Raw genomic sequence first — 26,097 nt, 5'->3', positions numbered from 1 at the left:
AAAAGCTATAAACTTTATAAAAGATGACGAAATGGTTGAAGTAACACCACTTTCTATTAGACTAAGAAAATTAGAGTTAAGCGCTCAAAAAAGAAAAACACTAAGCCATACACAAGAATAAAATTATGATTTTAAAAAACCAACCAAAAAATTTAAAGCGCAGATATAGGAGTATTCTTTTAAGCCACTTACCACACCTTGCGCAATATCACTCAGGTAACTTTTATGCCTGAATGGTTCTCTACTAAACACATTTGATAAATGGACTTCTATAAATGGTATATTAATACTCAAAAACGCATCTCTTATTGCAATACTTGTATGAGTAAATGCGCCGGGATTTATAATGATGCCATCTACTTTGCCAGAAGCCTCGTGAATCTTGTCAACAATGGCACCTTCATAGTTTGATTGAAAAAACTCAATTTCCACGTTCAAACTTTTTGCATGTTTTTTTATTGTTTCTTCTATGTCAGGTAAAGAGAGCTTTCCATAAATATGGGGCTCTCTTTTGCCAAGCATATTTAGGTTTGGCCCATTTAAAACTAAAATTTTCATATTTTAGCAAAGAGTTTTGAGCCTAGAAAATTACCGCCCAGCAAATGCATGTGAATGTGATAAACTTCTTGACCAGAATCAGGGCCATTATTTATTACAATTCTATAGCCTGATTTATCTATACCCAGTTTTTTGGCTAAGTTTTTTGCAAGTAAAGCCATATCTGAGACTATGCCAATATCTGATTCATCTAAATCGTTTAGATTTTCAACATGCTTTTTTGGTATAATTAATAGGTGTATTGGTGCTTTAGGGTTAATATCGTAAAAAGCCATATATTTTTCATCTTCATACTCAATTTTTGATGGTAGTTCCTTATTAACTATCTTGCAAAATATGCACATTTAAACACCTCCTACCTGAAAATCGTATCTGATCTATCTGTACCTGTTGCAATAATTGAGATTTTTGTATTAATGATTTTTTCTATCTCTTCTATGTAATTTTTTGCTTCTTTTGGTAATCTGGAATAGTCATTTATGCCTTTTGTACCACTAAAGCCTTTAAATGTTTTGTAAATGGGTTTTACTTTTTCAAATTCACTATTTAAAGCTGGCATGTAATCTATTGTTTTGCCGTCTAACTCATAGGCTATACATACTTTTATCTCATCAAGGCCATCTAAAACATCAATTTTTGTCATGGCAATCTCATCTATACCACTTACCATTATGGCGTATTTTACAACCACTAAATCAAGCCAACCGCATCTTCTTGGTCTGCCAGTTGTAGCGCCAAACTCATTGCCGTTTTTTCTTAGGTATTCACCTTCGTTATTTAAAAGCTCTGTTGGAAAATGGCCATTGCCTACTCTTGTGGTGTATGCTTTCATAATACCTATCACTTTATTAAGTGACTTATACGGTAGACCTGTGCCACAAAATGCACCACCTGAAGTTGGGTTTGATGATGTTACATAAGGGTATGTGCCAAAATCCACATCAAGCAGTGAGCCTTGAGCACTTTCAAATAGTATGTTTTTGCCTTTTTTGTATGAATCATTAAGAAAGTAAACACTGTCTTTTATATAAGACTTTAACATTTGACCATACTCTATATACTCTTTGTATATGGCTTCTTCATTTAAAGGTTCTATATCGTATAAGCTATATATTCTATTTGCATGTTCTACATTGTTTTTGATTTTTTCTTTAAGCGTTTCTTTGTCCAACAAATCGCAGGCCCTGATGCCTACCCTTGCGTACTTATCCACATAAGCCGGGCCAATACCTCTTCCTGTTGTGCCTATTTTTCTATCACCCAACACATGCTCGCTATTTACATCCATACTTTTATGGTATGGCATTACAATATGGCATCTATCGCTAATGAGTAATTTAGAATCCAGCTTTACTCCTAAATCTTCAAGCTGTTTTTTTTCTTCAAAAAAGCTTTTTGGGTCAAATACTACGCCATTTCCAATAACGCATGTTTTGTCATTGTGTAAAATACCCGAAGGTATCAAGTGCAAAACAAACTTTTTGCCATCCACGCATACTGTGTGACCCGCATTGCTACCACCCTGATAGCGCACAACAATATCAGCCTTTTGGCTTAAAATATCTACAACTTTTCCTTTTCCTTCATCGCCCCACTGAGAACCCAAAACTAATGTGTTCATTTCAAATCTCCTTGGTATATAAAAAATCCATCAACTTATCTAAATTTATGGCAAAACCCGTAGCTGGTATATACTTGCCCATAAGTTGCATTAAATTGCCATACCTGCCACCAGTGCATAAAACTGCATTATTACTAAATATATCAAAAGATACACCGCTGTGGTAAATAGGATACTCGCAGTAAAAAAAATCTAAAAAAATATCGCAATTTCTATTAATTTTCTTTGAGATTTCAATCAAATTTTCAACATTTTGTTTTATCGGTTCAATTTTTAATAAAGCGTTGATATCCCTTAAAAATAGTACATCAATAATGGATCCAAATTCACCCAAAGGCATCTGTTTTAAAAACGAGAGATTTTTCTTGTTAATTAAGCGCAATATCGCTTTTTTTTTATCCAAAAGCTGTGGATTTAAATACGCATTAAGCAACTGATCAATAATTTGCGAATCTGAAATTCTAACTACAAGGTCTTTTATGTCTACAAGGTTTAATACATCTATTGCTAAAGTTATTATCTCTATATCTGTTTCAATAGAATTTTGACCAAAAACTTCTGCCCCAATCTGCTTAAATTCCCTTTTTAAATTCGCATGCTGCTTTTCGTCTCGATAAATGTAATGAGCATAAGAAAACCTTGCAGGCAAATCAATATCGGCAAGTAATACTGCTAAAGCAACCTGAAGGGTTACATCTGGTCTCAAAATAATCGTTTTTCCACTATTTCTATCAACAAATTTAAACAATTTCGATTTTAGCGGTTCGTATAGATCCTGATAAACATTGTCTTCATAAATAAATGTAGGAGTTACAATTTCTTTATAGTCTTTTGAATCAAGATAATCCATTATTTTATTTTCTATATCACGCCTTTTGCGAGAATATGGATAGAAAAACTGCAATACACCTTTTGGAATATTGTGTTTAATACTCAACAAAAATCTCCAGAGCTTTCTTTGTGCCTACGCCAAGTTTATCTATGCCAAGTTTTTTAAGAGCTATCTCAAGTGTCCCTATTGTTAATATAACATCTGGAGGGTAGAAATAACCCAGATGCGCTATCCTAAATATCTTGCCCTTCATAGAACCCTGGCCATTTGATATAAAAACTCCAAATTTATTCATAATATCTATAATTTGCTTTGAATCGATTGATTGAGGGGCTTTAACGGCAGTTAAAGAATCAGATGGCCTTTTTGCAAAAAGCTCTAAACCCATAGCCAAAATAGCTTCTCTAACTGCTTTTGCTAAAAGTTTATGCCTTCTAAAAACATTATCTAAACCCTCTTCAAGCATCATATCAACTGCAGCATTTAGACCCAAAACAAGCGTAACAGCGGGTGTAAAATGACCTGCTTGATGGTTTAGCTCACCTAAAATGTCAAAGTAATACTTTTTGTTTTTATTTTGAGTGGCAATTTTTTTTGCTTTTTGACTAATAGACAACATTGCAAGCCCAGGTGGCAACATAAAAGCTTTTTGAGAACCGGTAAGCAGTATATCAATGCCCCACTCATCTGTTTTTATATCAATGCAACCCACAGCCGTAATGCCATCTACAACAAAAACGATTTCTGGGTATTTCTCTTTTAGCATTTTGCCAATCTCGTCAATTGGGTGAAATACGCCTGTAGAGGTTTCGCATGCTTGCATGTAAATGGCTTTAGGAGAGTATTTTTTAACATAATCTTCAATCTCTTGAGCGCTTGCAAAATCGCCATATTCTTTTTTCAAAACAATAGCTTGGGCCCCAAAACTATTAACAAGCTCACCGAAGCGCTCACCAAATTTACCAGCTTCAACAATAAGTGCTTTGTCATTGTCTGATAGTATATTGGAAACTGAAGCTTCCATTGCGCCAGTTCCACTTGATGCAAAGATCACAATATCGTTTTGTGTTTGAAATATTTTTTTTAATTTTTCTCTTGTTTGTTCATGTAAATTTATATACTCTTTAGTTCTATGATGAATTATAGGTGCAGCCATAGCTAATGCGACTTTTTCTGGCACTGGTGTTGGTCCTGGTGTCATCAGGTATCTTTTCATGATTTTCTCCTTTGTTTAAAAAGAAATGTCCTTAATATTTCCTAAACATGTTAAGTGCATTTTATCTGTATTTATCAAATCCAGTACTTCCATAATATCATCTAAAGTCACTTTATCTACATTGAAAAAAATATCCTTTGGGTCCTGATATGTATTGTAAGTTAGATAATCACTACCCAATTTTATCATCAAACTATTTGTACTCTCAAGAGATAAACCATATTGACCTTTAAAATTGGTTTTTATATCTTCAAGTTCATTTGAACTCATACCGTGTTTTTTGAATTTATTCAATTCTTCAATACATGCATCTATTAAATCCTGTGTTTTTTCATTGGATGTTGAGCTCGATATGTAAAAAATCCCTCCTTTTTTAAAAAACATGATGCTTGAGTAAATACTGTAGCATAGTGATTTTTCTTCTCTAATTGACTGAAAAAGCCTAGAACTCATATTTCCGCCAAAAAAATTATTAGCTAAAAATGCAGCGTATTTTCTGTCGTCATAAATACTGAATAACTCACAACCCAAAATTATATTGGTTTGTTCAAGCTGTCTATTTATTATGTCTTTACCAGGTACAAACTTAAACTCATAATCGCTAGGTGTATTGAGTTTATTAAAGTAGTCTTTATAATAAAACTCTTGTCTGTCTTTTAAGTCAAGCTTTGCCCCTTCTCCAACATAAGCAACAATCATATTTTCTGGCTTATAAAACTTTCCCAAAAAATTAAGCAAGTCTTGCCTTGTATAGGATGCTATTTGTTCTTTTTTGCCAAGTATAGGTTTTCCTAAACTTGTTGGTATTGCATTTTCAAAAAATGCATCAAATACAGCCGAGTATGGTTCATCATTTGATGATTTAATTTCTTCAATAATTACATCTTTTTCTTTTTCCAGTTCAGCTTCATTTAAAGTAGGGTTTGTAACAATATCTATCAATACATCCCATGCTTTTTCAATATAATCATTTAAAACCTTAACATAAAAGCAAGTATATTCCTTTGATGTAAAAGCATTTATAATACCACCTAACCTGTCTATTTCTCTTGCAATGTCAAAATAGGAACGCTTTTGTGTCCCTTTAAATACCATATGCTCAAGCATATGGGACAAGCCTCTTTCGCTATCAGCTTCATAAGCGCTACCCGTTTTAACAAAAATACCAACACTACCAACTACACCGTTTTTTTTAAGTGTTTGAAGTTTCATTTTGATCTTCTTCTTGATTTTCTTGATTTTCTAATTTTAGAGCTTTAAGGGATAAAGAAACTCTCCCAAATTTATCTATGCCTATAATCTTTGTTGTCACTCTATCACCTACACTCAATACATCCGAAACACTTTTAACTCTTTTTGTGTCAATCTGCGATATATGCATCAAGCCTTCTTGATTTGGAGAAAACTTTACAAAAGCACCATAATCTTCAATACGACTAACAATTCCTTCAACAATCTGACCTTCTTCAAGTTCACCTATGGATATTTTTATAAGCTGAATCGCTTTCTCTAAATCTTTTGTATTGCTTGCAAAAATATTTACTCTACCATCTTGCTCTATATCAATTTTTGTATTTGTCTCTTCGATTATGGACTTTATAACCTTACCGCCTGGTCCAATTAAATCCTTTATTTTATCAGCGCTTATGTTTATAACTGTAACCTTTGGAGCATATTCCGAAAGGTGTGCCCTGTATGTAGGCAACGTTTCAAGCATTTTATCAAGTATAAAAAGCCTTGCTTTTTCTGCTTTTTCTAAGGCAAACATCAAAAGCTGATCATTAACGCCTTCTATCTTTATATCCATCTGTAAAGCATTTATTCCGTCTTTTGTGCCTGCAACTTTAAAATCCATATCGCCATAATGATCTTCATCGCCCATTATATCAGTTAAAATATAATAGTTATCTTCCGATTTTATAAGACCCATAGCTACACCACTAACAGGCTTTTTTATAGGCACTCCCGCGTCCATTAAAGACAGAGTAGCACCGCACACAGTAGCCATAGAACTCGACCCGTTTGACTCTAAAATATCAGAAACTATACGTATAGCGTATGGAAAATCAGCTTCGTCCGGTATTACTGGCTCAATTGCACGCTTAGCCAAAGCCCCGTGACCTATTTCCCTTCTGCCTGGAGCTCCAAGGCGTCTTACTTCTCCAACACAAAATGGTGGAAAATTATAATGCAACATAAATCGTTCAAATGTTTCACCACCAATATTATCTATAATTTGCATATCGGATTTTGATCCAAGAGTGGTAACAACTAAAGCCTGTGTTTCTCCACGTGTAAATACAGCAGAGCCATGTGTTCTTGGCAAAACTCCGACTTCACAAGTAATGGGTCTTATGTCATCAAGTCCTCTACCGTCAATTCTTACCCCTGTTGATATAATTTTATCTCTGACTAAATTTTTAATTGTTCCTTCAAATGCTGCTTTTAGCTTTGCTTCGAAATTTTCTTCTTGGCTGAATTCTTCACTTAATTTTTCAAAAGCTACTTTAAATATAGAATCTATCTTTTCATGCCTTGTTTTTTTATCTGTTATATTAAGAGCCTTGCCAAGTTCATCTATGCATAGAGCTTCCATTGCAGTCATAATTTTATCACTAACACTCATAGGCTCATATTGTCTTTTTGGTTTTGCTGCATCTTTTATAATTTTTTCTTGTAAATCAATTAGTTTATTGATGACTTTTTGAGCGTAGGAAATAGATTCTACCATTGTTTGAGTTGTTATCTCATTTGAACCGGATTCAATCATATTTATAGCATTTTTAGTGCCTGCTACTATCAAATTTAAAGGAGAGTCTTTAAGTTCAGACTGCGTAGGCAACGGTATAAACTCTTTACCTCTAAGCCCTATCCTGCAAGCTGCACAGGGACCAAAAAACGGTATATCAGAAATATTTATAGCACAAGACGCTGCCAATACTGAAGCAACAACGATATCGTTTTCTTGATCTGCAGAGATGGTAGTAACTATTACCTGGGTTTCTTGCTTATAATCCGACGGAAAAAGCGGTCTAATTGATCTATCTATAAGTCTTGAGACAAGTGTTTCGTAATCGCTTGGTTTGCCTTCTCTTTTAACAAACCCACCTGGAATTTTACCTATTGCATAAAATTTTTCCTGATAATTAACAGTTAATGGAAAAAAATCCAAAAATTCTTTTGGTGGTTCTTTGGTTGAAACTACAGTAGCCAAAACTACCGTATCACCAATTGATACCACGCAGGCACCATCAGCCTGCTTTGCCCACTTACCTGTCTGGATAGAAATCTTTTTTCCATATATGTTGTCTTGTACTTCGAAAATCATATTTGACCTTTAACTCTTAAGCCTAGCTCTTTAACAACTTTTTTAAATTCAGAAAAATTGTGCTTTTCTAAGTATTTTAACAACCTCCTTCTCTGGTTAACCAGTCTTAGTAAACCTCTGCGTGTTTGAAAATCTTTTTTATAGTTTTTAAGATGCTCTGTTAAATAATTAATACGTTCTGTTAAAAGAGCTATTTGCACTACAACCGAACCGCTATCTTTCTCATTAGCACCAAATCTTTTAATTATTTCCTGTTTTTGTTCCTTGGTCAACATACACAACTCCTTCTCTTCATCTTGATGTTATTATACTCGATATAGCATGCTTTGTAAAGAATTATTAAAATAAACCGTTATTTTTGCAAAATTCAAACATACTTTTCAATGCTTGCTTTGCTTTATCTAATTTTGGTTTAGAATTTTCAATTAAACCAAAATTAGGTCCCATAGGCTGTAGGTAATCCTTGGGTTGTGTAATATAGTTTATTAAGCCGCCAAGCATGGTGTCTTTTGGTAATCCTAACAAGTCTTTCTTCTCAAGGAGCCTTGAAACATTAATACCAACAAACAAACCACTTGCGGCACTTGCAATATAGCCTTCAACACCTGTAATTTGACCAGCAAAAAAAATATCTGGCATATCTTTCAAGTTTAAATATTTTGTAAGCAAATACTGAGATTGCAAGTAGGTATTTTTGTGCATAGAACCTAGTTTTGCAAATTCAGCATTTTTTAGAGCAGGTATGAGCCTAAATACCCTTAATTGCTCTTTGTAGGTGAGTTTCGTTTGAAAACCAACCAATGACAGAATTGTACCCGATTGGTTTTCTTTTCTAAGCTGAACCACAGCATAAGGTCTTTTATTGTTATTTAACAAACCAACTGGTTTCATAGGACCAAAGCGCAGTGTCTCAAAACCTCTTTTTGCTAGCTCTTCTATTGGCATACAACCTTCAAAAAAATGCGGTTTTTCAAAATCTTTATACTCAACACACTCAGCGCTAACTAACGCATCGTAAAATTTTTTATACTCGTCTTTTGATAGTATACAGTTAAAGTAATCTTTGCCATTTTCGTACCTGTTTGCCCAAAAACCTTTTGAAAAATCTATACTTGATGCTATCACATGCGGAGCTATAGCATCATAAAAGTACAAATTTTGACTACCTGTAATTTTCATAATCTCGTATTCTAAATCTGGTGAAGTTAAAGGACCACTTGCAATAATGACTATATCATACCCAATAGGTATTTTCTTTACTTCTTGTCTTACAATTGTAATATTTGGGTGTGCTTCTATTATTTGCGTTATTGTTTGAGAAAATATGTTTCTGTCTACAGCTAAAGCTCTACCTGCTGGCACTTTAGAAAACCTTGCAGCAGACATAGTCAAAGAACCCAATAGACTCATTTCTTTTTTTAGCAAGCCTGCAGCTGTTTTTATAGATATTGAACCCAAAGAATTAGAACATACAAGCTCACATAAATTACCTGTAGTATGAGCTGGTGTTTGCTTTAGGGGGCGCATCTCATACAGATCAACCTTAAAACCATTTTGAGCTATTTTATATGCTGCCTCTGAACCAGCAAGCCCGCCACCAATAACACACACTCTCACAATTAATTAATCCTACATAAATTTTTGTGTTTTTTCAAGGCAAGAGGGGTCTTTGCAGACCCCCGGTTTAGATGGGTCGATGAGGCGGCGCCATAAATTCTGGGCCAACAGGATCCTTGATGAAGGTATTTAATATAAGATCGATTTGGTGGCTATCTTGGGGTGATACTTTAAAATCAAACAGTTCCTTTATATAAGACAGTTGAGAAGGTTTTCTTGCTCCAATCAATGCTATATCGGCTCCTTTTTGATCTAAAATCCATCTAATTGCTAAATGTATAACACTTTTATTGTATTTTTCTTTTGCAAATTTATCCAGCGCTTGTGTAGCCTTTAAGTATTGCTCGTATCTTGGAAACTGAAATTTTGGATCTATTTTTCTTAGGTCGTCTCCATTAAACTGCGTATCTTTTGTCATTCTTCCGCTTAGCAAACCTCTACATAAAGACCCATAAAGTAACGTTTTTATATTATTTTCGTAGCAGTACGGTAAAATTTTTTCTTTTGCGCTTTGTTCGTATAAATTAAATGGCGGTTGAGAAGTATGAAGTGGTGCATATTTTCTAAAAATTTCCATCTGCTCTACAGAATAATTGCTTACACCAATTGCTCTTATTTTTCCTTCTTCATATAAATTAAGTAATGTTTCTGCAGTTTCTTGAAAATTTACAGTTTCATCTGGCCAGTGTACTTGATATATATCAATGTAATCTGTTTGCAATCTTTTAAGTGAATCTTCAATTTCTTTTTGAATACGATCTTTACTTGAATTTCTAAAAACTTTACCGTCTTTCCACTCAAGTCCGACCTTTGTAGCTATAACCACTTCATCTCGTTTGCCAAAAAGTTTTACTGCTTTGCCAACAATCTCTTCAGATAAACCAAAACCATAAACGGGTGCCGTATCAATTAAATTTATGCCTGTATTTAAAGCTTCCAAAATTGTTTCAATAGATTGCTTTTCATCACTTCCACCCCACATCCAACCACCAATTGCCCATGTCCCAAGTCCAATTCTGGAAGCTTTAATTGTATTGTTAATATATGTAAACTCCATTTTACCTCCTCATAGAAAATTTTCTAATTGCTTATATAAATATAATAAACATAATTTATAGTTTGTCAAGCTACAGGCTTGCTGGATTTTGTTAGCTTGACAAAACCATGTCATTTGGTATTATTAATGTAGATTAATTCAGTAAACTTCTAATGAGAAATAGGATTATTTTTGTGGATACAACAAAACAAAAATTTTTTGAAAAACTTTTTTTAGCTTTAAAAAATATAAACCAGTTAATCATAAGAGAGGACGACCAAAACAGTTTATTTGAAAAAATGTGCGAAAACCTGATAAAAGATTTAGGTTTCAGCATTGTTGTTGTAGGAGAAATAGATAATACAAACAATCTTAAAATAATACACAAAAAAGGAGAAAATTCACAATTATTTGATGATATTCCAATTTCAATTAATGGCAAAAGTGAATATGGCAAAGGCACGGCTTATTTAGCTTACAAGACAAATACGGTTATTATAAATCAAAATACACTTACAAACCCGGCTATGAATTTTTGGAAAGATAAATTGCTAAAATATAATTTGCATTCAAATTGTGCAATACCAATTAAAAAAATGGTTCTATTAAATACATTATTTTAATCTATTCCAATATAGCAAATTTTTTTACGCAAGAGATGCTACCAATATTAAATGAGTTAAAAGACGACATAGAATTTGCTTTAGTAAAAATTGAAACACAAGAGTCTCTAAAAAATTCAATTAGGTTTTACAACACCCTATCAAAAGTAAATCATTTGCTTATAAAATCAACATCTAAAAACGAACTATTTGAAAAAATTTGCGATGTTTTTGTAAATTATGGCGAGTTTGATTTAGCTGGATTATTCATTTTAGATGATAAAAACAAACTTAAACTTACAAAATATTCAGGTAAAAATAAACAAGATATTGAGTATTTGTTTTTTGCAAATGATAAATTTCAAAACCCTCATGAATCCTGGCCAACAATTAAATCATTTAACAAAAAAAGTATTTTTATAAATAACGATACAGTACAAAATAAAAATCTCGCTGCTTTTAAACAAAAAATGCTTGAATATGGTTTTCAATCATCATGCGCTTTGCCTATTATACAAAATGGAAAAACCATTGGCGTTATTAATCTATATTCAAAAAAACCTCACATATTTGATAAAAAAACTTATGAACTTTTGAAAGAAATTGTAGATGACATAAATTATGCATTGGATAAATTCGAAAATCAAAAATGGATGCAGATGTTTTCTGTTGCTTTAAATAGTGGTTTTGATTTTGTAGTAATTACTGATTTCAAATTTGATATTGTATATGTAAACGAAACCACATTACTTGCAAGCGGTTATAAAAAAGAAGAATTACTTGGCAAAAACCACAGGATATTTTCATCAGAGCTTCATTCTAAAGAATTTGCCAAAAATTTTTATACAACTTTAAAAAATAAAAAAATTTTTGCTGATATTATTTTGTATAGAACTAAAAACGGCCACATAATCCAATCTTACACTACTGTTGTACCATATGAATTTAGTAATGAAATATTCTACATTGCAATCGGAAAAGATTTATCAAAAGACAAGGGTCTCCAATTTAAGCTGGATTACTACATAAACCACGATCCAGTAACGAATTTATATAATCAAAAATATTTTTTAGAAAATATTGACATATACCTTAAAGAAATCAATGAAAAAAAACTTAAATATGCATTAGTTATACTTGATCCAAAAGATTTTGCAAATATAAATACTTACTATGGTTTTAGTGTTGGTGATGATGTATTAAGGGAAATAGTAAGAAAACTACAAAATATCATTAAACCAGGTGATATTATTGCAAGACTTTCTGAAAATAAATTTGGTTTATTTGTTAAAAACCTTTATGCAAAAGAGCAAATACTTGATTATATCGAAATTTTAAAAGATACATTAAGCAAACCAATTACTGTCTCTTATGGTAATATAAATATTGAATTTAATATCGGCGTGAGTTTTTTCCCGGATAATGCCAAAAATGCACAAGATTTGCTTGCTAAAGCGTATATTGCCCTAAAACATGCTAAAGAAGGTAACTATCCTTATAAATTCTACCAAAAAGAAGACGAAGAACAGTTAATTAAACAAATTCAATTAAAAAAAGACCTCGAAAAAGCTGTAAAAGAAAATGAATTTACCTTATATTATCAACCTTATGTTAAAAACGCTTTAAGTGAAATTTGTGGCGCTGAATGTTTACTTAGGTGGGATCACAATGGAAAAATTATTGCGCCTGGTGTATTTATAGAAACACTTGAAGCTACAGGCTTAATAGAATATGTTGAAGATTTTATTATTGATAAAGTAGCATATTTTCAAAAAACAATTCTTACGCAATATAAAAAAACTATCCCAATATCTATAAATATTGCACCAAATAGCTTTAAAAGTAAAAGTATAATTAGAAAATTAACAAATGCTATTACAAAGTATGATCTTGACCCAAAATATCTTTCTATTGAAATTTTAGAGAGACTTTTTATTGAAAACTTCGATTACATAAAACAGATACTGCATACAATAAAAGGACTTGGAGTATCTATTGCTTTGGATGATTTTGGTACAGGATACTCTTCTTTGTCTTACCTTTCTCAATTACCTATAAATACCATAAAAATTGATATTTCTTTTATAAAAACATTGGAAACCAATCAAACTTCATACCAGCTTGTCAAAGCCATTGCATCAATATCAAAAAATTTAAATTTAAAAACTATTGCAGAAGGAGTTGAAAATTCTAATCAACAAAAGATTTTAAAAGATTTGGAAATTGATTGCCTACAAGGTTACTTATTTTATAAACCAATGGACGAAGAAAATTTCAAACAATTGCTTAACTCAACAATTTACACAATTTAGCGGCTTTTTTCCTTCAAATACCCTTTTTATATTTTCACAAACATAAAAAGCTATTGCTTTGTAAGAAACATCTGTAACACCTGCAATATGAGGAGTTACAATAACATTTTTCATATCAAAAAAATCTTCTTTATCTGGTGGCTCTTTCCAAAAAACATCCAAAGCAACTCCGCCTAAATGATTCTTATTGAGTGCATCAATTAATGCCTGCTTTTCAACAATATCCCCTCTTGAAGGATTAATTAAAAACGCTCCTTTTTTGAACTTGAATATATTGTTAGAGTTTATAAGGTTTTGTGTTTCTTTGTTTAATGGTAAAGCCAAAAATACATAATCAACCAATGGTAAATATTTTTCAAGATTATCTGGCCTGCCTATTGCTTCAAGTTTATATTGCTCGACTAATTTATTGTCTAAATTTTGCTTAATAGCCCATATATGAACACCAAAAGACTTGAGCCTTTGAGCAATCGCTCTTCCTATGCCACCAAAACCTATAATCAAGGCTTTTTTCCCAATCAAACTACTACCAACAGGACATCCCCACCCAACTGCATTATAAACATTATTTTGAATATACGGAAAACCCCTTGCGAGCGCGATTGCAGCCATTATAGACCATTCAGCCACCGATTCGGCATTACCTGTATTTGCTGTAGGTACGTTTGCTACGTATATACCTTTTTTTGTTGCAGCAACAATATCAACACCATCCAGACCAGCGCCCCACTGATGTATAAGTTTTAAATTGCTCGCTTTTTGTATTAGATTTACATTAATTTTTGTCATTGCAGGAATAAGTATGTCACATTCGTGAATTCTATCTTCTAAAGCGCTTTCTGGTATAAACTCAAATTCTAGTTCATCAAGACATTCACTAATATAATTTTGAATACCAACAAAATGTATCCCTGCTACAAAAACTTTAATTTTTTTCATCTACCACCACCATTTTTGAAAAATTTATGCTTTATTACATCAATGACAAAATTTTTTGTTAACTCAAAACCTATACAAGAAACATCAAGAACAATATCATAATTTCGCAAATCACACCTGTTTAAACCTGTCATCTTTTTTATATATTCATTTCTATTTTTATCCGTTTGGTTTATGAGTTCTATTGCTTGTTTATCGCTTATATTGAATTCTTTTGAAACATTTTTTACTCTAAAATCCAAATCTGCTTTTAAAAAAATTGATAAATGTTTTGGATGGTCTTTAAATACAAAAAAAGAAGCTCTACCTAAGGCAACAATATCATGATTTTGCGCAAAGCTTTCAAGCACTGTTTTTTGTACCTCAAATATCTCTGCGTCAGTTGGGTAAAAAGAACCTGCCAATGATCCAATTTCAGGTGTACCAATAGAAAAAACACTTAAAATTTTTTCAAGCAAACTTGAGGTTCTTTCTTCTTTTTTATCTAAATAGGCTACATCTGTTTTTAAAATTTTTGCAGCATGCACAACTAACTCTCTATCAATTAATTTAAAACCAAACTCTTCTGAAATAGCTCTTGCAAGATCATAACCACCGGATCCTATTTGTCTTGTGATTGTAATTACAATATTTTCCATTAATCCCCCTTGATATCTTTAAAACCTTTCAAGAAAAAAGCAAGTGGCAAGGACAAAACAAATATAAACATGATAAGCAAATACACATGATTGTAGGAAAGCATCATAGCCTGTTGCATAACTGTTTCGTTTAACATTTCTTTTATCTTTAAGTCTGGTAGTTGAAATGGTATGCCAAGAACCTGGTCTAATCTTGCTATATATTCTAAAGTATTTCTGCTGAATATAGAAACATTTTGAGTTAAAACCGAGTAATAGGTATTTGTTCCTCTATCAACATATGTAGCAGCAAGTGCAACACCAATACTACCAGTAATAAGCCTAAACACATTGTAAATACTTGTGGCAAATGTTAAATCGCTTTTTTCAATTGTAATTAATGCAGAAGTGCTAACAGATACGAATATAAAACCAAAACCGCTGCCCTGTAAAAATTGTGGTATAAATATATCCCAAAAACTTGCATTTAAATTGAGGTTTGCAAATTGAAAAAAAGAAATAATAACAAGTATTAAACCAAAACTAACAAGGATTTTTGGTCCAAGTTTATTGAACAATTTACCCCCAATTGGCATCATTAAAGCCATTGCCAGACTTCTTGGAACCATTGCAACTCCAGCATCAAATGCAGTATAACCAAGCAAATTTTGCAAAAAAACCGGCAAAACAAACAAACTTGCAAAAAGTCCCATACCAAGAACACCACCAAGCAATGTGCCCAATGTAAAGTTTATATTCTTTAAAATACGCAAATTCACAGCAGGTTTTTTTATTGTTAACTCTCTTATTACAAAAAATATTATACCTGCGCCTGCAATAATTGCAAGATGTGTTATATACTGGGATGTAAACCAGTCTTTATTTTCACCGTCTGCAAGAAATATCTGCAAAGTACCAAACCCAATAGCCATAAAAATCAAACCTAAAAAATCTATCTTGCTTTTTTCTCTTATTAAAAAATCCGGATCTTCTATAAAAATATTTACCATAATTAAAGCCACTATACCTATAGGTAAGTTTATGTAAAATATCCATGGCCAGCTATACCTATCTATTAGCCATCCACCAAGAGTAGGTCCAATAGCTGGTCCCATAACAACACCCATACCATATATGCCCATTGCCATACCTTGCTCTTCTTTTGGGAAGACTTCCCTTAAAATTGCCTGAGCAATTGGTATTAAAACGCCTCCACCGATTCCTTGTATTATTCTAAAAATAACAATGGCATACAAATTCCATGCAATGCCACAAAGCGCAGAACCCAATGTAAACAAAGCTATACCAAACATATAAAAATTCTTTCTACCAAAGCGGGAACTTAACAAACCCATAATTGGCATAATTATGGTATTTGAAAGCAAATATCCTGTAGAAACCCATGTTATTTGTTCGATAGATGCACCCATTGAACCTTGGATATATGGAATTGCAACATTTACTATACTGGTATCAAGCGAACTCATTATTGTGCCTATCATTACAGTAATAGTAACAATCCACTTATTCATTTTATACTAACATAAGGCTCAACAGATAAACCAGGATAAAGGGGTGTTTTGGGGTTATAAGGTGTTGTAATATTAATTTTTACAGGTATTCTTTGAACTATCTTGATGAAATTTCCAACAGCATTTTGGGGAGGAAGCAAACTGAATACTGCCCCGCTGCCTGTTTGGAAGCTTTCTACATAACCATAGAAGGTTTTTCCAGGATAAGCATCAACTTTGATAGCTACTTTTGCACCAATATGTATATTGTGTATTGCAGTTTCTTTGAAATTTGCCACAACCCATACATGGTGGAGATCCACAATATTTAATAAAGGCAAACCTACCTGTGCATACTGACCTACCTCTACATTGCGCTTTGTAACATAACCATCTATTGGTGCAATTACTTTTGTTCTTGATAAGTTTATGCTTGCTATATCAAGCTGGGCTTTTGATTGCTTTATTAAGTGCTCTTGCTTTGAAAGCTGGGTTTTTAAGTCAGCAATTTCTATTTCAAGTTGCTTTATTGCAGCAAGCTGGGCATTAAAATCGGCTAAAGCTACGCTATAGTTCATCTTAACACTATCGTATTCCTGAGGGCTTATTACTTTTTCTTTAAGCAAATTATAATAGCGCATATTTTGTTTTTGAGCATATGTGAGCTTTGCATTGCTTGCCTTTAAATCTTGTTGCGCTTTTTGTATTGCAGCCTGTTTTTCTAATATGGATAATTTGAGGTTTTCCATCTGAATCACATTTGCCTGGTAAACATTTTGCGCATTTTTAACCTGTTGAATATAGTCAGTTGGGTCAATTTCAAATAGTATCTGACCTTTTTTAACAAACTGGTTTCTTTTTACACATACCTTAATGACCTTACCAGCAACCTGTGGCGAAATAGGCACAATGGTACCATCAATGTATGCATCATCCGTAGAAACATGATTTAAATCATAAATAAGCTTTGGTATAAAATAAACAGCTAACCCGGCTAATATTAACAAAATAACTAAAAGCTGTATGAATTTTTTGGTTTTTTTGGTCATTTTACTATAGAAACAACAAACTCATCGTTTCTATTTTTAGCCCAGGCATACTCATTGTTTTGTGGATCGATAGGTTTTGACTTTCCATTGCTTATAGTCTCTATTCTATTAGAAGCAACACCTTTTAGCACGAGGTAGTTTTTTGCTGCATCGGCTCTTTGTTGACCAAGTGCTAAATTGTATGCATCAGTTCCTCTTTCATCGCAATTTCCTTCAATAACAATATTAACTTGAGGATGTTGAATTAAAAATTCAGCTATTTTGTTTAAAACTTCAGGTGAATTTTGGTTTATACCCCACTCATCAATCTTTGTAATTGTAGCGCTATTTACCTTAAAATAAATTCTTTGCATTACCTCTTTTGCCTGTTTTTCCAACTCACTTTCAAGCTCGTTTTGATTTTGGATGTTACTTAAACTCGAAGACGGCATATTCATAGATGAAGTGGGTGGTTGATTTGCAGATGTTTGTGGAACACTTGACTCAATTGGGGCTTTAGTGCCTGGCACACTAGAACAACTATCAACTAAAAATGCAAAACCTGCTAAAAATAAAAACAATAATAACTTATTCATAACTTAAACCTCCGTTTAATTTTTATAATCCTTTTTGTTATAATGTCAATATAAATGCAAAATATAACTATTTTGTAATGCTTTTTATAAATTTTTCAAAATCACTTATACCTTTTTGAAGTTCTATAGCTGCTTGAGTGCCTATTATGACACCATCTGCAATTTTAGAAGCTTCTTTTGCATCACTTGCGTTTCTTATACCAAAACCTAAATACACTTTAGCCTGTTTCCTGCAATAGTTAATTTTTTCAATAGTTTGACTCTCAAGTGAGAAACTACCGCCTGTTATACCTCTTTTTGAAATAAAATAAATAAAATCCTTAGTGTTTTTAATAGCCAAATCTAGATCTTTTTTTCTACTTTCTGGTGTTGCAAATTTTATAATATTACAATCAAGCTGTTTTTCGAAATTAATAGCTTCTCTAACAGGCAAATCAGCTAAAATAATTCCATTTAAAATTTTATTATAGTTTTTGAGTTCATCTTTTAAGCTATAGGCTATATTTGCATAAGTCATCACATATAACCTTTTCTTAAAAAGCTTTTTTACCTCAAAGAGGCTTTCAAAAAAGTCTTGCGTATCGTATTTTGAGAGACATTCGAATGCAGCTTTTTCCAAAATTTCACCATCTGCTATTGGATCAGAAAATGGTATACCTATTTCTAAAAAATCAACATCAAGATTATTGCAAATTTCAACTGCTTCCAAAAAGATACTTTTTTTTGGGTAATTAGAAACCAAATATATACCTACATTCATTGTTGTACCGCCTTTATAATATCTAAATCTTTATCTCCCCTTCCAGAAAGGTTTATTATAATTGTTTTATTTTTAAATTTTTCCTTATTTGCCAAAACGTATCCCAAAGCATGCGAACTCTCAAGCGCAGGTATAATACCTTCAAGTTTTGATAAAGCAAAAAAACCTTCCAGTGCCTGATTGTCAAACACATAATCGTAAATTACACGTTTTGTGTCTTTTAGATAACTATGCATAGGTCCAACGCCTGGATAATCCAGACCTGCAGATATTGAGTGTACTGAAGCAACATTTGCATTTTTTTGAAGTAAATAACTTAATGCACCATGCAAAATCCCTTTTGTACCTAAACTTAAAGTCGCAGAGTGATCACCCAAATTTACCGATCTGCCACCTGCTTCAACACCATATAATTCTACATTATCTTTTAAAAAAGCACTAAAAATACAGTATGCATTGCTGCCACCCCCTACGCATGCAACTATAACATCGCAAAGTCTATTTTCATATTGTTTTATCTGTCTTTTTGCTTCTTTACCGATAATTGACTGAAAATCACCTACAATTGTCGGAAAAGGATGTGGTCCAACCACGCTTCCAAGTAAATAATGTGTGGTTTTAACATTTGTAACCCAATCCCTCAAAGCTTCGTTTATAGCGCTTTTAAGAGTTCCTCCTGATTTTTCCACACTAATCACGTTAGCACCTAAGATTTTCATCTTATCTACATTAATGCTTTGGCGCTCAACATCTGTCTTTCCCATATATACAACACATTCCAAGCCCAATAAAGCACATACTGTAGCTGTAGCCACACCATGCTGACCTGCACCTGTTTCTGCTATGATTCTGTTTTTGCCCATAAACTTTGCCAAAAAACCTTGAGCTAAAGTATTGTTTATTTTGTGAGCTCCTGTGTGTGCCAAATCTTCCCTTTTTAGATAAACTTTAGCACCTACATAATCGCTAAAATTTTTTGCAAAATACAGTGGTGTAGGTCTTCCAACATAAGTTTTCAGCATATCATTTAGCTGTTTTTGAGCTTTTTTGTCTTTTTTAAAGGCAATATAGCCTTCTTCTAACTCATCTAAAGCTGGAATAAGCGTCTCTGGCACAAATTGCCCGCCAAACTCGCCAAAATAGCGTTTTAATTTCATTTTATTCTCCTTAAGTTTTCCATAAAGTCTTTCATTTTACTGTGATCTTTTTTGCCAGGGTAAGCTTCGATTGAGCTTACCAAATCAACACCGTAGGGTTTATAGCGCGCTATCTCAAATATATTATCTGAACTTATACCACCTGCTACAAAAGCCCTGCTTAAATAATTGCAATCTTCAAGAATCTTCCAATTAAACCTTTGAGCACTACCACCAATCTGTGGGGTTTTGCTATCAAGCAAGATAAGACCATCACTTAATTTTTGTGGCAATACATCATCAATTCTATAGACCCTGATGGTATTTTGAATATTAAAGTCATTGTAGACTTGAGCGTATCTTAATCCGCAATAGTTCATTATTGATACAATTTCATCTTCACTTTCTTCTACAAATACGCCAACACTGTTTGTATGTTTTGGTATTTTCTGAATTATTCTTTTTACATCCTGAGCTTTTATATAACGCGGGCTTTTTTTGTAAAATACAAAACCGATAAAATCTACACCTAAATCTAAACTGGCCAACACATCTTCTAAATTTGTCATGCCGCAAAATTTTACATGCATAAAAGCCCCTTAAAAGTAGATTCAACATCATTTGATTTTAAAAGTGCCTCACCTATTAAAAATACATTAGTGTATGGCAAAAATTCCTCTATATCATTTCTATTCCTTACACCACTTTCTGCTATTTTAATTTTAGCATTAATTTTACTTATAAGCTTTTTGGCTGCATTTTTATCTATTTTTAGTGTATCAAGGTCTCTTGCATTTACACCTATAATTGTTGCATCGAAATCTATTTTATCTAGATCATTTTCTGTATGAAGCTCAATTAAAGCACTTAAGCCCAAAAAGCATGCATAATCATAGAGCTTTCTTAGTTTGTCTTTTTCGAGCGCTCTTACAATAAGCAAGATAATATCTGCACCGCTATTGTATGCCCAATCAATTTGTTTTTTGTCAATTATAAAATCTTTACACAAAATTGGAAGGTTTGTCTTTCTTGATATTTCATGTAAAAACTCAAAGCTACCACCAAAATATTTATTATCTGTAAGCACGCTTATTGCTTTTGCATACTTTGAATAAATTTCAACGATATTTTTTTGTAAAATAAAATTACCATAAGAAGGAGATTTTGACTTGATTTCTGCAATGATATTTATTTTATCATTAAAATTTGGCTTTAAAACAGGTTTTGTCCTCTTATAAGGGCAGGTTTTCATAGATTGAACCTCAAGGGCTTTATCAGCCAAAATCTGCTCAATCATTTGTTATCTCCATTAGTTTATCGTAAGCCTTTCTATTTTTAATCGCTTCTTTTGCAAGTAAAAAGCCCTGCTTTAAATTATCTTCAACACCAGCTACAAGATATGCAAAAGCACAATTTATTGCAATGGCATCTGATAAAACATCGTGTTCTCCCAAAAAAACCTCTTTGAGAATTTTTGCATTTGTTTTTGCATCAAACCCTTTAACTGAATCTTTTGGTGCATATATTGAAAACTCTCTTGGGTCAAACTCAAATTTCTTAATATATGGGCCTTTTTTTTGATAACACAATGTAACATCCGAAAGGCTCACTTCATCCATATCGGAAGCTACAAGAACTACATTTTGAAAATCCAAAATATCAACAGCCTCCAGGTATACCGGTAAATATTCTTTACTAAAAACACCTATCATTTTGTAAGCAGGGTTTATTGGGTTGCATAAAGGACCTACAAGGTTAAAAATCGTTCGCTTTCCTATCTTTTTTCTAATGGGCATAATTGGTTTTAACTTTGGATGCCAATGCGGAGCAAACAAAAAGGCAAAATTTTTCTTTTCAAGGTTTTCAATTATTTCTTCCTTTTCTTGCTCAATCTTTACCCCAAGCGCTTCAAGAATATCTGCTGCACCAGACAAAGACGAGACAGCTTTATTGCCGTGCTTTGCAACCCTCACATGTAAACTGCAAACAATGGAAGCTGCCGTTGAAATATTAAAACTGTTTGAGTTATCTCCCCCAGTCCCAACTATATCAAGACAATTACCACGGTAATCTATTAAACGCGCATTTTTTAGCATCGCTTTTGCAAGCGCCGCAACACAAGCTGGATCTTCTTTTTGCTGACTCATTTCAATTAGTGCGCTTACAATATCTTGTTCGCTTAACTTTCCAGAAAGCATTGCATCAAAAAAATTTAAAGATTCATTAAAACTTTTCATTGCACAACCTCACAAAATTTTCTATAAAAATCAATCCATCTTTTGTTTGATAGGATTCTGGGTGAAACTGCAAGCCATAAAGCCCAATATTTTTGTTTTCAATTGCCATGATTTCATTGTCGCTTAAAGATACAGCACACACTTCAAAATCATCATATACGTTATCAACCACTAAAGAATGGTATCTAACTCCTAAAAAAGGTTGTTTTATGTTTCTAAATAAAATACTATCACTTATGGAAATTATCCTATCTACTTTGCCATGCATAATTGTTTTTGCTTTTCTTATTGTTTTGCCATATACATAACAAATAGACTGCATACCAAGGCATATACCCAAAATCGGCAACTTTGATCTAAAATATTCTATAGCATCAAGGCTTAACAAGGCGTTTTTTGGGTGAGAAGGACCAGGAGAAATCACTATACCTTTTAGATTTTTAACATTTTTTATGTTATCAATTTTGGCATTGTTTAAAATAACTTCAACATCATCAAAATGCTTAAGGTAATCATATAAATTGTAAGTAAATGAATCAAAATTATCAATTAAGACTATCACTTATACCTCCCGCTTGAAGCATGGCGCCTAGTTTTGATACAACCTCTTTATACTCGTTTTCTGCAATACTATCATAAACTATCCCTGCACCTGCTTGAAACCTAGCCTTATTATTTTCAAAAAACGCTGTCCTTATGGTTATTGCCATATCCATATTGCCACTTAGGCCTATATAGCCAACGCATCCTGCATAAAAACCTCTACTTTGCTTTTCTGTGTCTTCAATGAGTTCTATTGCTCTAACTTTTGGAGCTCCACTTACTGTGCCGGCTGGGAATGTATTTGTAAGGCAATCAATTAAGTCAAAAGATTCATCAAGTGTGCCTTCGACTTCAGAAACAAGATGCATAACATGAGAATAATGCTCTATTTGTCTAAATGACTTAACTTTGACGCTCAATGGCTTGCATACGCGCGAGAGATCGTTTCTGGCAAGATCAAGCAGCATCAAATGCTCTGCGTTTTCCTTTTCGTCTTTCAATAACTCCTGCTCCAAAACGACAGTCTTTTCCAAACTTTCGCCAATTGGCCTTGTGCCTGCAATAGGTTTAATTGTAGCTATATTTTTTCTTACGCTAATGTGTACTTCTGGACTTGAGCCTACAACATAGTTTGAAGCATCTTTTATAAAAAACATATATGGTGATGGGTTAAATTTTCTTAGGTTTCTATAAAACTCAAATGGATTTAGACCATTCAGTTCAACATAATCACTTAAAACTACCTGAATTGCTTCACCTTCTTCAATTTGTTTTTTCAAAAAATTTACCTTTTCTATAAAATCTTTCTTTGGTATTTTTCTTATTATTTTTGGTGTTGATACGCCATTTTTAATTTCACAACTTAATAGCTCTTCTTTAAATAACAAAAGATCCTGATGTGCTTTTTGATATGCGTCTGGTTCTTTAGCAATTTGCGATTTTGCAAGGTAGAGTTTATTTGTGTAGTTATCATAAACCAAAAATTTATCTACAAAATAAAATACCCCAAGGACATCTGGAAGATATTTAAGATTTTTACGCAAAACACCACATGCATTTACAAATTCAAAGCTCAAAAGCGTTATAAACCCACCTGAAAAATTGCCATACTCTTCAAAAGATGCAGATTTATTTTGCTTCAAAAACTCTCTAATAAAACCCAAGTCCTGTTTTGTGCCTTCAAATTGACCATTTTTGTCTAATACAAATTTTCTTACATTGAAAGCCAGAAAAGAAAATCTACTGTAGATTTTTTTTTGATTTGCACTTTCAAGCAACAAACAATTTTCTTTGTCTAATAAGCTTCTAAGTAAACTAACAGGTGTTTCTAAATCGCCATCAATTTCCATATAAACTGGTATTCTATCGTAAACTTTCGACAACTCTAAAAATTCACTATAAGTCGGATACATTAAACCTCCTTAAAATAAAAAAGCCGCTTAAACCATTCTAGGCTTAAGCGGCCAAAAATAAAAAAGCCGCTTAAAGCACTCACCTGGGCTATCCCCAGATGCGCTTCAAGCGGCGCTAAAATCAAAGGGATAGCCTTTTAGCTACCCCACCACCATATATTTTTTAATGTTGAAATCTTAGCAAATACTTTCATACATTTGTAATGTATCATAAATATTTCAAAAGTCAAGAAATTTTTTCTTTTTTATAAACGTTCAGTACAGCATCAGCTAAACTTACAATTATAGGACCCACAAAAATACCGATTAAACCAAAAAAAACTATGCCACCCATTATACTAAAAAATAAAACCAAAGGATGAATACTCATATATGAGCCAATTAATAACGGTCTTATGTAATTATCAACGCTACCTACAAAAACCCCACCCCATACAAGCAAAAACAAACCTTTTATATATGAGCCAGTAATTAAAAAATACAAACTTGCTGGAGCCCATAAAAGCGCTGTACCAACAACCGGTACAAATGAAACTATAGCACCAAGCCCAATCCATATAAAAAAGCCACTAATGCCTACAATTAAAAAACCCAAGGCACACAAAATACCCTGTATCAATGCTATAATAACGCCACCAATAAGTGTAGCTTTAAGGCTTAACTTTATTGTTTGCTTTAATTTTTCAAATGTCTTTTTATCTTGTATGAAACTTTCTATGTAGTTCAAAAATTTATCTTTGTCTTTAATAATGTAAAATGAAACCAACAATGCAAAAATTAAATCTGTGATAGTTTTGTAAGTGTAAGAAAATACACTTAGTGCGTTTTTTGTCAAAAAATCCATAATTTGAGTATTTATATTAGCTGTATAATCTTTTACAAAACCAAAAAAAGGTAAATTAAAATTAGAATACTCTGCAATAGCTTTTTTTGAAAATTCTAAAATAGAATTTATCTGTGAAGAAGATATACCAATCAAAAAAACAAACGGCAACAAAATCAAAATAAGCATTATAAAAAGCACAATCAAGCTTGACCAAAGGTCACTTTTAACAAATTTTTGCATATAAACCTTAACTGGCATAAATACAATAGCAAGGACAATTCCCCATAAAATAGGCTTCCAAAACGGTATGATTATAAGTACAGTTAATATAATTGTTGCAACAAGAGAAAAACTCAAGAAATTAAGTTTCATATTTTCCTGTATATTTTAGCATAAACTCTACTAAGAAAAGGGTTTTTGTAAATTTTAAGTCTTTTATCCAGCCAATCACCACCCCTTACTTCTATGCGTTTTAGCTCAAACAAATCATCATCAGGCATATTCTGACCAATTTTAAGTGTAAAAGCAGCTTTATAGGCTCTTTTGACATACTCTTTTGATACTTCATCATAACTACCAAATGGATAGCAAAAAAAATCAACGCTTTTGTTAAGTTGTTCTTCTAAAATGCGCTTTGATTCAAAAACTTCTATCTCAAGCCTCTTCATGCGCTCATATCTGGGTTCTATGTGCATATTTAGAGTATTTTTTTTTAAATATTTTTTATATTGCCTGTAAAGAATTCTTTGCGCATTTTTATTTTTAAAAAACAATATACCATTGTGTTTTGCTACAAAATCGTGCATATAGTCTCTAAGCTTTAAATCATCAATAATGCATTCACATGCACAATCCCATTTTTTTTCATACACAGGTATACCAAGTCTTTTATCGTGAGTATACTCAAAAAACCACTCACCAAGCCTTGAAATACAGATCCCTCCTGAAGTTGACTAAATGCTCAAATGCCTTAGCCAACCTAACCCTAGCCTCCTCCCAATTCCTAGAGCCCTTAATCCTACGGCTTAATGCCCTATGAAGCCTCCTAATCCTATTAAGCATCCTCTCTAATGGCTTGGGATTCGGTATGAACCAGCCGTCACTAGCCGTGGCAAGCTTCTCAACACCGGAATCAACACCAACAACCCTACCAGTCCTCGGTAGCCTTGGGTACTCGTAATCCTCAACAGTGAATATTACGAAAAGCCCACCAGTCCTATAAAGCTTAATGGTTACCCTAGCCACCTTGGTCATTGGGAAATCCCTATGGACAATGACCTTAAATACCCCTAGGTTACTTAACCTCAACAGCATTAGCCTCTTCCTACCACGCCTAATGGGCCTAATACTGAGTATTTTCCAACCACTCT

At 32.8% G+C, this 26,097-nt stretch carries 28 protein-coding genes; 3 read left to right on the top strand and 25 right to left on the bottom strand.

The annotated features are described in order from the left end of the window. On the top strand, positions 1-121 hold a 121-nt coding region (locus Q0C22_RS00140), incomplete at its 5' end, for a hypothetical protein (RefSeq protein WP_291490112.1). A 2-nt stretch (positions 122-123) separates the two neighbouring features. Here Q0C22_RS00140 and aroQ read toward each other — a convergent pair. The 10 genes from aroQ to Q0C22_RS00090 form a co-directional block, all read right to left on the bottom strand. Further along, positions 124-558, bottom strand: coding sequence for a type II 3-dehydroquinate dehydratase (aroQ, locus tag Q0C22_RS00135; protein WP_291490071.1), 435 nt, complete (start codon positions 556-558; stop codon positions 124-126). Next, on the bottom strand, positions 555-902 hold the full coding sequence (locus Q0C22_RS00130) for a histidine triad nucleotide-binding protein (RefSeq protein WP_291490070.1): 348 nt from the start codon (positions 900-902) through the stop codon (positions 555-557). The genes aroQ and Q0C22_RS00130 overlap by 4 nt, the downstream gene beginning before the upstream one ends. Positions 903-913: 11 nt before the next feature. Beyond that, a complete protein-coding gene (locus Q0C22_RS00125) occupies positions 914-2,179 on the bottom strand; it encodes an adenylosuccinate synthase (protein ID WP_291490069.1) in 1,266 nt (421 codons plus the stop codon). Position 2,180: 1 nt separating this feature from the next. Beyond that, entirely contained in the window at positions 2,181-3,116 is a 936-nt protein-coding gene (locus Q0C22_RS00120) for an ATP phosphoribosyltransferase regulatory subunit (RefSeq protein ID WP_291490068.1), read from the bottom strand. Beyond that, entirely contained in the window at positions 3,106-4,227 is a 1,122-nt protein-coding gene (locus Q0C22_RS00115) for an alanine--glyoxylate aminotransferase family protein (RefSeq protein ID WP_291490067.1), read from the bottom strand. Before Q0C22_RS00115 ends, Q0C22_RS00120 begins: the two co-directional genes overlap by 11 nt. A 15-nt stretch (positions 4,228-4,242) precedes the next feature. Then, positions 4,243-5,439, bottom strand: coding sequence for a pitrilysin family protein (locus Q0C22_RS00110; RefSeq protein WP_291490066.1), 1,197 nt, complete (start codon positions 5,437-5,439; stop codon positions 4,243-4,245). Next, on the bottom strand, positions 5,420-7,555 hold the full coding sequence (gene pnp / locus Q0C22_RS00105) for a polyribonucleotide nucleotidyltransferase (RefSeq protein WP_291490065.1): 2,136 nt from the start codon (positions 7,553-7,555) through the stop codon (positions 5,420-5,422). The genes Q0C22_RS00110 and pnp overlap by 20 nt, the downstream gene beginning before the upstream one ends. Beyond that, a complete protein-coding gene (rpsO, locus tag Q0C22_RS00100) occupies positions 7,552-7,830 on the bottom strand; it encodes a 30S ribosomal protein S15 (RefSeq protein WP_025392588.1) in 279 nt (92 codons plus the stop codon). The genes pnp and rpsO overlap by 4 nt, the downstream gene beginning before the upstream one ends. A 64-nt stretch (positions 7,831-7,894) precedes the next feature. Beyond that, positions 7,895-9,172, bottom strand: coding sequence for a methylenetetrahydrofolate--tRNA-(uracil(54)-C(5))-methyltransferase (FADH(2)-oxidizing) TrmFO (trmFO, locus tag Q0C22_RS00095; protein ID WP_291490064.1), 1,278 nt, complete (start codon positions 9,170-9,172; stop codon positions 7,895-7,897). A gap of 67 nt (positions 9,173-9,239) precedes the next feature. Beyond that, the gene (locus Q0C22_RS00090; RefSeq protein WP_291490063.1) at positions 9,240-10,229 is read right to left on the bottom strand and encodes an aldo/keto reductase; all 990 of its coding nucleotides are present in this window, start codon (positions 10,227-10,229) and stop codon (positions 9,240-9,242) included. A 152-nt stretch (positions 10,230-10,381) separates the two neighbouring features. On the opposite strand from Q0C22_RS00090, the gene Q0C22_RS00085 reads away from it, so the two are divergent. Both Q0C22_RS00085 and Q0C22_RS00080 read left to right on the top strand, forming a co-directional pair. Next, positions 10,382-10,831, top strand: coding sequence for a hypothetical protein (locus Q0C22_RS00085; RefSeq protein WP_291490062.1), 450 nt, complete (start codon positions 10,382-10,384; stop codon positions 10,829-10,831). Between the two features lie 35 nt (positions 10,832-10,866). Beyond that, positions 10,867-13,122 carry an EAL domain-containing protein gene (locus Q0C22_RS00080; protein WP_291490060.1) on the top strand — a complete coding sequence of 752 codons (2,256 nt, stop codon included), beginning with the start codon at positions 10,867-10,869 and terminating at the stop codon, positions 13,120-13,122. Here Q0C22_RS00080 and Q0C22_RS00075 read toward each other — a convergent pair. The 15 genes from Q0C22_RS00075 to Q0C22_RS00005 all read right to left on the bottom strand — a co-directional run. Then, positions 13,102-14,061, bottom strand: coding sequence for a 2-hydroxyacid dehydrogenase (locus tag Q0C22_RS00075; RefSeq protein WP_291490058.1), 960 nt, complete (start codon positions 14,059-14,061; stop codon positions 13,102-13,104). The two genes, Q0C22_RS00080 and Q0C22_RS00075, sit on opposite strands and share 21 nt — an antisense overlap. After that, entirely contained in the window at positions 14,058-14,699 is a 642-nt protein-coding gene (locus tag Q0C22_RS00070) for an AAA family ATPase (protein ID WP_291490055.1), read from the bottom strand. The genes Q0C22_RS00075 and Q0C22_RS00070 overlap by 4 nt, the downstream gene beginning before the upstream one ends. Beyond that, positions 14,699-16,210 carry a DHA2 family efflux MFS transporter permease subunit gene (locus tag Q0C22_RS00065; protein ID WP_291490053.1) on the bottom strand — a complete coding sequence of 504 codons (1,512 nt, stop codon included), beginning with the start codon at positions 16,208-16,210 and terminating at the stop codon, positions 14,699-14,701. The genes Q0C22_RS00070 and Q0C22_RS00065 overlap by 1 nt, the downstream gene beginning before the upstream one ends. Further along, the gene (locus Q0C22_RS00060; protein WP_291490051.1) at positions 16,207-17,238 is read right to left on the bottom strand and encodes an HlyD family secretion protein; all 1,032 of its coding nucleotides are present in this window, start codon (positions 17,236-17,238) and stop codon (positions 16,207-16,209) included. Before Q0C22_RS00060 ends, Q0C22_RS00065 begins: the two co-directional genes overlap by 4 nt. Next, positions 17,235-17,813, bottom strand: a complete 579-nt coding sequence (locus tag Q0C22_RS00055; protein WP_291490044.1) for an OmpA family protein — start codon at positions 17,811-17,813, stop codon at positions 17,235-17,237. The genes Q0C22_RS00060 and Q0C22_RS00055 overlap by 4 nt, the downstream gene beginning before the upstream one ends. Before the next feature lie 67 nt (positions 17,814-17,880). Further along, complete coding sequence (trpA, locus tag Q0C22_RS00050) at positions 17,881-18,573, bottom strand: tryptophan synthase subunit alpha (RefSeq protein ID WP_291490042.1); 693 nt, start codon at positions 18,571-18,573, stop codon at positions 17,881-17,883. Next, on the bottom strand, positions 18,570-19,730 hold the full coding sequence (gene trpB / locus Q0C22_RS00045; protein ID WP_291490040.1) for a tryptophan synthase subunit beta: 1,161 nt from the start codon (positions 19,728-19,730) through the stop codon (positions 18,570-18,572). Before trpB ends, trpA begins: the two co-directional genes overlap by 4 nt. Further along, a complete protein-coding gene (locus Q0C22_RS00040) occupies positions 19,727-20,299 on the bottom strand; it encodes a phosphoribosylanthranilate isomerase (RefSeq protein ID WP_291490037.1) in 573 nt (190 codons plus the stop codon). Before Q0C22_RS00040 ends, trpB begins: the two co-directional genes overlap by 4 nt. Further along, positions 20,290-21,006 (bottom strand): indole-3-glycerol phosphate synthase TrpC, encoded by a 717-nt coding sequence (locus tag Q0C22_RS00035; protein ID WP_291490035.1) that lies wholly within the window; start codon positions 21,004-21,006, stop codon positions 20,290-20,292. The genes Q0C22_RS00040 and Q0C22_RS00035 overlap by 10 nt, the downstream gene beginning before the upstream one ends. After that, the gene (gene trpD / locus Q0C22_RS00030; protein WP_291490033.1) at positions 20,999-21,946 is read right to left on the bottom strand and encodes an anthranilate phosphoribosyltransferase; all 948 of its coding nucleotides are present in this window, start codon (positions 21,944-21,946) and stop codon (positions 20,999-21,001) included. Before trpD ends, Q0C22_RS00035 begins: the two co-directional genes overlap by 8 nt. Continuing rightward, positions 21,933-22,508, bottom strand: coding sequence for an aminodeoxychorismate/anthranilate synthase component II (locus tag Q0C22_RS00025; RefSeq protein ID WP_291490030.1), 576 nt, complete (start codon positions 22,506-22,508; stop codon positions 21,933-21,935). The genes trpD and Q0C22_RS00025 overlap by 14 nt, the downstream gene beginning before the upstream one ends. Continuing rightward, a complete protein-coding gene (locus tag Q0C22_RS00020) occupies positions 22,492-23,901 on the bottom strand; it encodes an anthranilate synthase component I family protein (protein ID WP_291490028.1) in 1,410 nt (469 codons plus the stop codon). Before Q0C22_RS00020 ends, Q0C22_RS00025 begins: the two co-directional genes overlap by 17 nt. A 226-nt stretch (positions 23,902-24,127) precedes the next feature. Continuing rightward, a complete protein-coding gene (locus tag Q0C22_RS00015; protein WP_291490026.1) occupies positions 24,128-25,099 on the bottom strand; it encodes an AI-2E family transporter in 972 nt (323 codons plus the stop codon). Continuing rightward, positions 25,096-25,599 (bottom strand): polysaccharide deacetylase family protein, encoded by a 504-nt coding sequence (locus tag Q0C22_RS00010; RefSeq protein WP_291490024.1) that lies wholly within the window; start codon positions 25,597-25,599, stop codon positions 25,096-25,098. Before Q0C22_RS00010 ends, Q0C22_RS00015 begins: the two co-directional genes overlap by 4 nt. Positions 25,600-25,642: 43 nt before the next feature. Continuing rightward, positions 25,643-26,097: transposase (locus Q0C22_RS00005; protein WP_291490022.1), on the bottom strand; the 455-nt coding region annotated here is incomplete at its 5' end.

It is taken from the genome of Desulfurella sp., from assembly GCF_023256235.1.
Classification (GTDB): domain Bacteria; phylum Campylobacterota_A; class Desulfurellia; order Desulfurellales; family Desulfurellaceae; genus Desulfurella.
Note: the sequence above shows the minus strand (reverse complement) of the source record. Positions and strands in the feature narration are given on the sequence as shown.